The following is an 11,590-nucleotide window of genomic DNA, read 5'->3' on the forward strand; positions in this document are numbered from 1 at the left end:
CCCCCTCCCCCCTTCCTCTTTACGTCCTCTTCCAGATGCCCAACTACAAGGGTTGTTGAAAACTCTCCGTCCTGGAAAACTAACTGACACTCAAGCCGAGCAAGCACTGTCTATAGTTGCAGATTCGTTACTCGTGCAACAGATGAATAACGCGAGTGTAGCTTGGTTTTTGGCTAATAGTGCCGAAGAAGGAGAAGCTAAATCGCTCGTACAGCGACTGGTGAATGGACTTGCTGGACATTTGCTTGCTGCAATTGCAGAAAATGCTCCCCCATTTGCTCAACTCCAAAAATTCTTTCGCTTGGGTAGTTCGTTACTCCCAAATTCTACGTCTACTGTTTCAGCAACAGGTGACAAAATCGACTTGTACCGAGAACTCTACCGAGCCAGTTTAATTCAAAGTTACTCAGAACCACTATTTATAGAATCTTTTGCTCTCAAAGATATTTATGTTCCTCCCAAGGGTGTGCCAGTAGAGAAGAATAGTGAGCAGCAAATGGCAAAAACTTCTCAGTCGGTGGATTTAATGACGTGGGCACAGCAACAACTCTCCGATCTAGAAACTGTTGCTCTAATTGAATCAGAAGCAGGTTATGGAAAAAGTAGCTTTTGTCAGATTTGGGCAGGAGTACTGGCTCAGGAAGTCTATCCTAACTGGATGCCTGTACTGATTAATCTTTCCGAGGTAACACTGGGCGAAACTTTAGAAGAAACATTAAATTCTGGTTTTAGAGGAAACTTTCACGTCAATCTTTCAGAATGGCTGGAACTATCCCATCCCAGATGCATTTTGCTTTTGGATGGTTTGGATGAGCTACCACCTTCTCATCTTGGTAAGAGGGCAAAAGCAATTTTTGTTCAGCAATTGCTTGATTTTCAATCCAAGAGCCAACACAAAATTTTCTTGACCAGTGGGTCAGTGTTATTGCAAGAAATCACTCAAGAACTGCGAGCGCAATTCAACCGAATTACTATACAGCGTTGGGAACAGGATGAACTGAGGCAGTGGTTTCAACAATGGACAAAAGTACAATCTTTACCAATTGCTCAAAATTTCTTTACCTTTTTAAAACAGGCGGGTATTTTCTCTACTAAAGCAGAATTACAACAACTTTCAGCTTTGGTTCGGCAACCTTTGATGCTTTATTTGCTGGGCATTTTACATCGTGATAAATTGCTTGATGATGAAATGTTGCAGCTAGCAGCTAAAGCTCAGCATAGAGGAAATGCTTCTTTATTATGGGAAATTTATTACCGTCTGAGTAAATGGCTGTTAGGTTACCCTCAGGCTGAAGGTATTAGAACAGTACAAATGCGCTGGGGCTCAAGCCATATTCACCGCAGTCAAGAAGCAATTGCGAATCTATTACAAGGTTATCATCCTGAAGAATTACTTGAAATTATGCAAGATACAGCGCTGCGTATTTTGCATTCAGGTTGGAGTCAAATAAGTTTGGCTGATGAATTAGATGTATTACCAGCGTTTTATTTTCGTCTTAGAGATATTGAAATCTCACGCAAAGGCGCAAAGGCGCAAAGAGTTTTAGTAAGGTTTGCTCACTCTAAGTTAGGTGATTATTTTTGTGCTAAAGCTATAATTAGAGGGTTAGAACGGTTAGTTGAACGTATTTCAAGTACGTATGGTGAACCTACTTTTGTATTGGAGTCGAAAAGTGAAATTGCTCTCCATCTTTACAAGTTACTTGGTTATGGTGCTCTCAGTCAGGAAATAGAAGCACTTGTGATTGAGGGGTTGCGACGCTTGAACAAACGGATGTTTTCTTTTGAAGTGTTGTGTCAGCGCCTGTTACCTTTCTGGTATGCCTATTGCCAAGGGTATTGGTTAAATGAGGGTATAGGGCATAAAGCTTTGACATACTTTCAGGTGTTGCAAAATCCTGTTAATATCGAGCAGGTGAATGCAGCAGTAGGATTAAACGTTTTTTTATTGCTTTTTAGCAGCTATCAGGAAGCAAAAAAGGAGTTTTTGCCCTGTGGGAATCCTGCTTCTTTAAGAGAATTTAATTCAGAAGCACTGATATGGCTGATAGGTAGGACATCGATTTTGGGCAAAAATATTCTTATATCTCGTATTGGCTCTAAATCTTTTCGCTTTATCAATTTGTCAGGAGTTTATTTGGAAGAAGTGACGCTAGCAGGGGCTAATTTTGGACAAGTGAATTTATCAAATGCTGAGTTGGTTGGGGCAAATTTAGCAGCAGCAAATTTCCAAGATGCAAATCTTGCAGGTGCAAATCTCTCGAATACAAATTTAGAGAATGCTAACCTCATGGGAGCCGATCTCACAGGTGCAAATCTTACTGGCGTGAATCTTGAGTCTGTGAATCTGACTAATGCCTGTTTATTTCAAGCTGTTTTAACTGAGGCTAGCAAAGATATTGCTTTAAGCAAGGGTGCTATATTCTCATTAGAACAGTTTCAAATTGTCAAAAATTTACTGTCCCAACCATCCCAATTTAATGTTACTAACAGTGCGGACAATACAGCTATCTGGACTAACAACAATATGTTGGAGAGGGGAATTATTGAAAGTGTAGAAGGGGAACTGATTATTTCAGAAGAGCCATACGATGATTATGGAGAAGACGCAACAGTAATCAGCGATCGGTAACTACTGTAGGGGTGCAATGCCTTGCGCCCCTACTAACCACTAACCACTAACCACTAACCACTAACCACTAACCACTAACCACTAAGCACTAACAACTAACCACTAACCACCCTTCTGTTCTTTGTGATTGCGGTAGCCGTAAAAGTTAATACTGTAATCGGTAATTTTTACGCCTGTTTGTTCTTCCACCTGGCGAATGAAATCTTCTGGGAGTTCTATATGAACATCAAGAATTTGGTTGGTGTCTAAACAGTTAACGTGACTATGAGAATCACTAATATTGCCATACAAACGCCCATCACAGCGTTCGATACACTCAATGATTCCTTGGCTGGATAAGGCTTCTAAATTTTGATAAACAGAGGTATGCCCGATTCCTTTACCTTGCAAGTTTAGGCGATCGTAAATTTCTCTGGCAGAAAGATGCTCTTGTGCATCCCATAACAGCTCTAGAATAAAGCGACGCTGGCGACTCACACGCATACCAAGTTGCTGACAGCGATCGAGAGCATCTTCTAGAGAACGTATTGGTTGTGTAGATAACGCTTGTTTTTGCATATTTACTTGAAGTTTTTTAAATTAATGGGTTTCCGATCCCTGTTAAATGTTTATTTGTTATTTATATGTATCTTGCGCTTTTGCTCCTCTAAGTCCACATCTCCCCAAGCGCTAGTTTGAAGCACTGGGCAAACGGCAGGTTGAAGTGACGTATCTTTTTTCTTTTCAAGCCTAAATTGTTCACACTCTAATTTAAAACAAACTCATTACAACTTTAACTTAAAATGGCTGTAACCGTCTACTCCACCGTTGCTATATTGTCAATAGTTAATAATTATTTGCTATATGACTGCAATTTCGCTAAAAGAGCTCCTAGTCGTTAGAAATTATCATCTCGGAATTTGCGATAAAGAGAAGTTGCTGAGAGGGGGTGCTTCTGGGCAAAGTTTGGGGTGTGCTTGCCCGCCCTTGTATGGGCAGCGCTACAATTCCACCCCACAAGAGAAAGTCAACATTGTAAAATAAAAATTCAGAAGTCACCTATTTTGCTCGTCTTGGGAGATTTATACTTCTCTGGGACGGCATTCGCTAGACTTGTAAAGTTTGCACTCTACTATATTCTCTTAGTAAAAAATTACATACGGTTTGAAACCGTGTGCCACCGAACAGGGCTGTATCCCGTAGTAATTGTTACAAATTTAACCGAACCTATCGTTCCCTAAATCGAAAATTGAAAATCATGATGATGCAATTGATTGTGCCAATTGGATTTCTTTTGATTGGCTTACTTAGTGGAATTATTGGCGAACAAGTTATTTTTATAAAACTTAAAAAGATTGCATTTGGCAGAAAATTCCCAATTGGTGAAATACTCATTCAATCCTTAAATCGTATGCCGTTTATTTGGTGTACGTTAGCTGGATTTTATGCTGCAGTTATTAGTTATCGTGCAGATCCGGAAATTACAGAAGTTATAAAAAAATTTATTACCATTGCTTTTTTATACTCTGTCACTTTAGTTCTTGCTAGACTCACTGCAGGAATTATTAATCTTTATTTACGGAGAACAGAACGACTTTCAGCATCTTTGATTTCTAATGTGGCTAAAACTACTGTTTTAGTTCTAGGTATACTAATCTTACTACAAACGCTAGGAGTTGAAATTACACCAGTTATTACCACTTTAGGTATTACAGGTATTGCAGTTGGTTTGGCGCTTCAAGACACACTAGCAAACTTATTTTCTGGGTTTTACCTCATTATCTCCAAACAAGTCAGAACCGGAGATTATGTGAAACTAGATTCTGGCAATCATGAGGGTTACGTTACAGATATAACTTGGCGAAATACAACTATTAAGGAGCTTTCTAACAATGTCATTATCGTACCTAACTCTAAGCTAGCTACTGCAATTTTTACAAACTACCATCTTCCAGTTAAAGAAATTACCCTGGTAATGACTGTGGGGGTTTCCTACGACAGTGACTTAGAACAAGTTGAAAGAGTCACTGTAGAAGTTGCTAAAGAAGTCATGCAAGAAGTGGCTCCTGAATTAATGAGCAATGAGCCTTATTTAAGATTTGAAGAATTTGCTGATTTTAGTATTAATTTTACGCTTTATATGCGGGTGAGCGAATTTTTCGATCAACGTATTGCCAGACATTTGTTTGTTAAGAAATTGCACAAACGCTATCAAAAAGAAGGAATCAAAATTCCCTTTCCTGTTCGTGATGTTTACGTGCAAAAAAATGTTAAGAGCGACTAGTGACCAGTAACCAGTAACTTTGGAAAGAAATTATCAAATCTTCATATTAAATGTGAAAAGAGTAACAAAAACAGGTTAAATTTGAGAATTTAGTAAAATTACGTAAGCTTTTTTAATCCTTTATCCTTTAACCTTTATACTTTTAAGTGCTTTTTTACGGGAGAGCTTCTGTAGAGAAGGATTTGTGAAATTGTGTGTAGAACTGATATGGATAGCGATCGCAAGGTAAACTGATGATTTTATCAAAACGTCAATTATTTGTAATTTTAAGTGTTTCATCCGCCGTACTGTCGGTTGTAGTAGAACCGTTAAAAGCTTTTGGGACCTTGGCTGCAGGTTCTAATGGAGTACAGCAAATGAATATCTTCCAAGCCCTTGTATTGGGTTTTGTACAAGGAGCTACAGAATTTCTACCTATTAGTAGCACGGCACATTTAAAAGTAGTGCCAGTGGTACTTGGGTGGGGCGATCCGGGAGTCGCTTTTACTGCCGTCATTCAGCTAGGAAGTATTGCTGCCGTACTATGGTATTTCTGGGGAGATTTGACACAACTTGTCGTAGGAGCAACAAAAGCAATTAGCCGTTCGGATTACCAAGACAAAGACTTCCGTGTGACTTTGGGAATTCTCATAGGAACACTGCCAATTGTTGTTTGTGGACTTTTAATTAAAAAATTGATTCCGGATTTTGATAATTCCCCCATACGGAGTCTTGGAGCAATCGCAGTCGCCTCAATTTTCATGTCCATACTATTGGGTGTTGCAGAAAAACTGGGCAAGCGCAAGCGGGAATTCAGCCAATTAGAAATGTCAGATGGCATATTTATGGGGTTAGCTCAGGCTATGGCACTCATTCCCGGTGTTTCTCGTTCTGGTTCTACCCTCACAGCAGGGCTATTTATTGGTTTGGAAAGAGCAACCGCCGCCAGATTTTCCTTTTTGTTAGGTCTCCCCGCTATTACCTTAGCTGGTTTAGTGGAGTTAAAAGGTTTGTTGGAAGTGGGCGTCGGGGATAATATGATTTCCTTGATAGTCGGGACTATTTCATCAGCAGTCTTTTCTTATTTGGCGATCGCTGGTTTGCTACGTTTTCTCAAAACCCGAAGCACTTGGGTATTTATCTGGTATCGTTTGGTCTTTGGTGTCATTATTTTAGCATCAATTGGAGCAGGAATTTTAGCAAATCAGTAACCAGTGACCAGCAACCAGCGACCAGATCTCGTTCCCAGGCTCCGCCTGGGAATGCCTTACTAAAGGCTCTGCCTTCCGTCTCAATCCAGAGCCACTTTTAATTGCTGACAAGCTTTTGCGATCGCATCAATACTACCAGGATTGACAAGCCCGTAGTAATCAAACTCGTAGACTCGATTATTTCTTGTTGCTTTTAATTGGTTCCAAAAAGATTCTGACTTGAAAGATTTTAAAAGCCCTGGTTGTGGGCTAACAACAATAATAACTTCTGGATTTGCTTCCAAAATTTTCTCCGCAGAAAGATTTATATAACCAGGTATGGGGGCTTTGCCTTGTAAATCGGCTGCTACATTTTTTGCCTGAAATTTATCTAGTAAATCGCCAGCCCAGCTTTTTTTATTTGGTGCTAAAATCGGTTGGCGGCTAACAAGCACTAAAGTAGATTCGTTCTGAATTGGTTTATCGGGCAAAAAAGTTTGATATTGCTTTAAAAGTGGTGTTGGATCTGCATTTACTATTTGTGCCAATGTTTTAGTTAAATCTTGTAATCCTTCCCAACTATCAACTTTAGTTAGCAGAGTTTGAATACCCAACTCTTTAAGTTTATTAGTTGTCTGATTGGAAAAACCCTCTGCACCGATCGCTAAATCTGGTTTCAAAGCTAAAATTTTCTCTAGATTTGGAGGCGCTTGACCTTCGCTTACACGAGGAATATCCTTAAAACGTGGGTCATCTTTAAATAAGATACTACCAGACATACCCACAATTTTTTTACTGTCTAATCTAGAAATAATATCTGTGGAAAGAGACGTCAGCGTCACAACTTTTTCCACTGGCTGAGAAATCTGCTGTGTCACCGCAGTAGCAGTTGTCCCTGATGAAGTTTTTGCCTGCTCATTGGCTGTGTTTGAGCAAGCAAAAATACCGAAACTTATCCCTATCAATAGCGAACTTAATACTAAATAATATCCAGTCGAAAAAAGAAGGCGACAGATAGTAGTGTAAAATCTAATCCTGACTAAGCTTTCCCAATCCAAAATCCAAAATCTAAAACCCAAAATAGTATGACGCTTCATAGTACACCTCCCTAATCCCCAATCGCCATTAAAGAACAAATTTGTAAACCTACTGGTGTTTCAAGTACAGCAATTTCTACACCTAAAACATGAGCTAAATTTTCTGGTGTTAATACTATCTTGGGTTCTCCTACAGCCCAAACTTTGCCTTGGAAAATTAGAGCAATACGAGAGCTATACCTCGCGGCTAAATTGACATCATGTAACACTGTGATAATTGATATATTTTGTTCCTGGTTAAGTTGTTTGAGCAATTCTAATAACTGTAATTGGTAGCGTACATCTAAATAAGTTGTTGGCTCATCCAAGAGCAAAACTTGTGGATCTTGGGCTAATGCCAGTGCTAAAAATGCTCTTTGTCTCTCACCACCTGACAATTGTTCTACAGGGCGATCGCGAAACGTTTGCATCTGTGTTAGCTGTAAAGCTTGTTCTACTTTCTCTCTATCTTCTGCGTCTAATTCCCATTGCCACCAAGGCTGGTAGGGTGTGCGCCCCAGAGAGACTAACTGCTTCACTGTTAACCCTGGAGGTATTGTTTGCTGTTGCGGCAGTAAAGCCAACTTTTTGGCAACATCTATTGCTTTTTGAGTATGAATGGCTTGCCCGTCAAGGAGTACAGAACCTGTTTGCGGTTTTAACAAGCGACTCATCAGTTTTAGTAGGGTGGATTTTCCCGAACCATTAGCCCCAACTAAACTTAACCATTCTCCCGCTTGAAGGGTGAGGGAGATATCTTGAATAACGGGTTTGCCTGCGTATCCACCCGTAAGAGCGTGAGTTGTTAAGATCGTCATTTGCGGTTGTATAGTAACCAGATAAATACAGGCGAACCTAGCAGTGCGGTGACTGCACCTACTGGTAATTCTACAGCGCCCAAGCGAGAAAGCAGATCGGCTCCTGTTAAAACTAAAGCGCCACCTACAGCACTTAAAGGCAAAACAAATCGGTAATCTGTGCCGACAAACAAGCGGATACCATGGGGAACAATTAAGCCAACAAAGCCAATCAACCCGGCTACGCTCACAGCACCAGCAGCAAGTAGTGTAGCAACAGCACCGATTATAATACGCGATCGCGCTAAAGAAACTCCCAACCCAACGGCTAAATCATCTCCCAAATTTAACAAATTGAGACTGCGACCCAGTAGAGATCCTAGCAATAAAGCGATACAAATATATGGTCCTGCGATCGCAACCAGATTCCATCCCTTACCGTTGAGACTCCCAATTAACCAACTTAACGCCGCTTGGATCTGTCCATCTTCTGTTAAGAGCAACAAAACAGATTGAATTGCTCCAAATAACGAACTCACAGCAACTCCACCCAAAATTAACCTTTCAATAGAAATACCATCACCACTGCGAGCGAGAAGATAAACAAACAAGGTAGTCAATAAGCTACCAACCCATGCAGCAAAAGGAATCCAGCTTTGCAATATTCCCAGAGCAAATATGGGGACAGCCACCAAACCCGCCCCAGCCGAAATACCGAGCAAGAACGGATCTGCCAGTCCATTCCGAAGCATTCCTTGAAGCAGTGCGCCAGACATTCCCAAAGCGGAACCCACCAGCATTGCTGCTAAGATTCGAGGTAACCGTAAATCCCAGATAATAGTTTGAGCCAGTGTGTCGCCTTTACGAAGGACTGCCTGCCATAATTGGGATGGAGTTAAGGCAACTGCCCCAAAAGACAAGGAAATTCCTATTAGGAACACTAATGCTACACTGAGCAGTAAAGTTGCCACTACAACACGGTTATCTGAGATAATTTTTTTCACTGATGTTAGTTGTTAGTTGTTAGTTGTTAGTTGTTAGTTGTTAGTTGTTAGTTGTTAGTTGTTAGTTGTTAGTTGTTAGTTGTTAGTTGTTAGTTGTTAGTTGTTAGTTGTTAGTTCTTATTGGCAACTTCCTAATAAAAAACATTAATATAATTGTTGTTTACAACACAACTATACTAGAAACTTCGTTAGCTTTTGTCAACTTCGGATAAATAATTCCTCATTCGTGAGAAGCTCTTAACCACAACCACCAACCACTAACCACCAACCACCAACCACTAACCACTAACCACTAACCACTAACACTAACCACTAACCACTAACCACAACCCTATTTAAAATGGCTATTATTCATCCTGCCCGAATTACTAAAGTACTATCCGAATCTATCGCAGCAGAAATTGGATTTGAACCGGGAGACGCAATTGTCAGCATTAACGGTACAAAGCCCAGAGATTTAATAGATTATCAATTTTTATGTGCTGATGAAGTGCTGGAATTGGAAGTTTTAGATGCTGCTGGTAAAACACATTATATAGAAATTGAAAAAGACTACGATGATGACTTGGGATTAGAGTTTGAAACAGCACTCTTTGATGGTTTAATTCAGTGCAATAATCGCTGTCCCTTCTGTTTTATCGATCAGCAACCTCCAGGCAAGCGTTCTAGTTTATATCTTAAGGATGATGACTATCGGCTCAGTTTTTTATATAGCTCCTACTTAACTCTGACAAATTTACCAGAACGAGAATGGCAACGTATTGAAAATATGCGGTTGTCACCCCTTTATGTTTCGGTTCATACAACAGAACCAGAACTCAGAATCAGATTGCTAAAAAATCCCCGTGCAGGTCAAATTTTGCAGCAGATTCAGTGGTTCCAAGAAAGAAGACTTCAAATTCACGCACAAGTTGTAGTATGTCCGGGTATCAATGATGGCATTCATCTGGAACAAACACTCAGAGATTTAGCGTCTTTTCATACAGATGAAGTCCCTGCTGTTGCGTCTGTAGCAGTAGTGCCAGTGGGTTTAACCAAGTTTCGCCCGCAAGAAGACGAACTGATACCCGTAAGTACAGAAAAGGCAAGGGAAGTGATAAATCAAGTGCGATCGCTGCAACAAGAGTTTCGGCAAAAATACGGTCAAAACTGTATTTGGTTAGCTGATGAGTGGTTTCTGATAGCTAGAGAGGAATTGCCAGAAGAATTTGAGTATGCCGATTATCCGCAAATAGATAACGGTGTTGGTTCGATTCGTTTATTTCTCCGACAATTTTCAGAAACAGCCGACCGATTGTTACCACCGAAGGTTGAACCGAGAAAATTTACTTGGGTTGTGGGTAACGCAGTAGAGCAAGCATTTGAGCCAATTATCAAGCGATTAAACTCAGTCGAGGGATTAGAGGTGAAAATGCAGGCTTTGTCAAGTGATTATTGGGGACAGAACATTACTGTAACGGGCTTGCTTACAGGTCACGATTTACTACTGAAGTTAAAGGGGCTAGACTTGGGAAATGGAATTTTATTGCCAAATGTCATGCTCAAACATGGCGAATTGGTATTTTTAGATGATATAAGTGTTGAGGATGTGTCTCAAGCACTGAGTACAAAAGTATTTCCAGTGTCAGGAGTTGAAGAATTGATTTTAACTTGTATTCAATAGTTAGTGGTTAGTTGTTAGTTGTTAATTGTTGGTTGTTTTTGCCCACTAACCACTAACCACTAACCACTAACCATTAACTAAATTATGCTGTGGGGGTTTGTAGTGACAAATCGGAGACAAAAAATTCAAAAAGCAGGATTTTTAATTTTAAATTTTAAATTATTACTATTTAATTTACTAATATCGCCTGCTACGGCAACAACTACAGAACCAATCATCAGTATTGTTCAAAGTACGGAAAATACAAATCAGTGGACGGGCATTACAAACCGTTTGCAAACTGCAGGAGTAAAGTATTGTGTAATTCCCCTGTGGAATGTGAGGAGTGCGGCAGATTGGGGCGATCGCAATATCTTGTTTATGCCTAATGTTGAGTCCTTAACTCCAGCACAAGCTATTGCTTTGGAAGAATGGATGAGCAAAGGAGGGCGCTTAATTGCTAGTGGTCCGGTGGGAAGTGTATCAGCACCAGGAGTTAGACAGCTTTTGCGTACACTGTTGGGAGGTTATTGGGGATTTAGCCTTGAAAAGGCACAGCAGTTACAACTGCCACCAAAACGAAAAATTCAGGTTTGGGCAGATAAAAAGGAACTTTTTGGCACGATACGTGGTGGTGTGGTTGTTCCCGATGAATTAGCCACAACTCAAACGCCTGCTGTTTGGGCTTCCAAAGATAGCCCAGTGGCAGTGGTAGCTACCGATCGCTCTACATTTTTTGGTTGGCGTTGGGGAGTTGATGCTGTTGCACCACCAGAGTTAGATACAGCTTGGTTGCAAACAAGTGTCAACCGTTTTCTTAAAAAACCTACAGGTGTTCCAACTCGAATTACAGGGGGTTCTGACACCTGTAGTACTAATTTAGCAGCAGTTCCCTCTACTTCTGCAAAAAGAGAGACAAGGGAAACAAGGGAGACAGGGGATACAAGGGAGACAGGGGAGACAAGGGAGACAGGGGAGACAAGGCAACAAGCAACCCCCTCATCTAC

General features: G+C 40.5%; 8 protein-coding genes and 1 pseudogene. 5 read left to right on the plus strand and 4 right to left on the minus strand.

The window, feature by feature from the left end; translation table 11 throughout:
* Positions 1-2,632 (plus strand): pentapeptide repeat-containing protein (locus F7734_RS58005; RefSeq protein ID WP_155753178.1); only part of this gene is annotated, 2,632 nt, incomplete at its 5' end.
* A 102-nt stretch (positions 2,633-2,734) separates the two neighbouring features.
* Here the strand turns inward: F7734_RS58005 and F7734_RS58010 are convergent.
* Complete coding sequence (locus F7734_RS58010) at positions 2,735-3,190, minus strand: Fur family transcriptional regulator (protein ID WP_155753182.1); 456 nt, start codon at positions 3,188-3,190, stop codon at positions 2,735-2,737.
* 682 nt (positions 3,191-3,872) lie between these two features.
* Between F7734_RS58010 and F7734_RS58015 the strand changes: the two genes are divergently transcribed.
* Both F7734_RS58015 and F7734_RS58020 read left to right on the plus strand, forming a co-directional pair.
* A complete protein-coding gene (locus F7734_RS58015) occupies positions 3,873-4,895 on the plus strand; it encodes a mechanosensitive ion channel family protein (RefSeq protein WP_155753189.1) in 1,023 nt (340 codons plus the stop codon).
* Positions 4,896-5,128: 233 nt separating this feature from the next.
* Positions 5,129-6,085, plus strand: a complete 957-nt coding sequence (locus F7734_RS58020; RefSeq protein ID WP_155753183.1) for an undecaprenyl-diphosphate phosphatase — start codon at positions 5,129-5,131, stop codon at positions 6,083-6,085.
* An 80-nt stretch (positions 6,086-6,165) separates the two neighbouring features.
* Here F7734_RS58020 and F7734_RS58025 read toward each other — a convergent pair whose 3' ends face one another.
* The 3 genes from F7734_RS58025 to F7734_RS58035 are packed head-to-tail and all read right to left on the minus strand — an operon-like array spanning position 6,166 to position 8,941.
* A complete protein-coding gene (locus tag F7734_RS58025) occupies positions 6,166-7,161 on the minus strand; it encodes an ABC transporter substrate-binding protein (RefSeq protein ID WP_243147619.1) in 996 nt (331 codons plus the stop codon).
* Positions 7,162-7,172: 11 nt separating this feature from the next.
* On the minus strand, positions 7,173-7,958 hold the full coding sequence (locus F7734_RS58030; RefSeq protein WP_155753185.1) for an ABC transporter ATP-binding protein: 786 nt from the start codon (positions 7,956-7,958) through the stop codon (positions 7,173-7,175).
* Positions 7,955-8,941: an iron ABC transporter permease gene (locus F7734_RS58035; RefSeq protein WP_166482801.1), complete on the minus strand. Its 987-nt coding sequence runs from the start codon at positions 8,939-8,941 to the stop codon at positions 7,955-7,957. Before F7734_RS58035 ends, F7734_RS58030 begins: the two co-directional genes overlap by 4 nt.
* A gap of 340 nt (positions 8,942-9,281) precedes the next feature.
* Here F7734_RS58035 and F7734_RS58040 point away from each other — a divergent pair, with 340 nt between their 5' ends.
* Together F7734_RS58040 and F7734_RS58045 are read left to right on the plus strand one after the other, a co-directional pair.
* The gene (locus tag F7734_RS58040) at positions 9,282-10,604 is read left to right on the plus strand and encodes a TIGR03279 family radical SAM protein (protein ID WP_155753187.1); all 1,323 of its coding nucleotides are present in this window, start codon (positions 9,282-9,284) and stop codon (positions 10,602-10,604) included.
* A 102-nt stretch (positions 10,605-10,706) separates the two neighbouring features.
* Positions 10,707-11,590, plus strand: a pseudogene (locus F7734_RS58045) (glycoside hydrolase family 10 protein); the annotation flags it as partial.

The sequence above is a fragment of the Scytonema sp. UIC 10036 genome, from assembly GCF_009725235.1.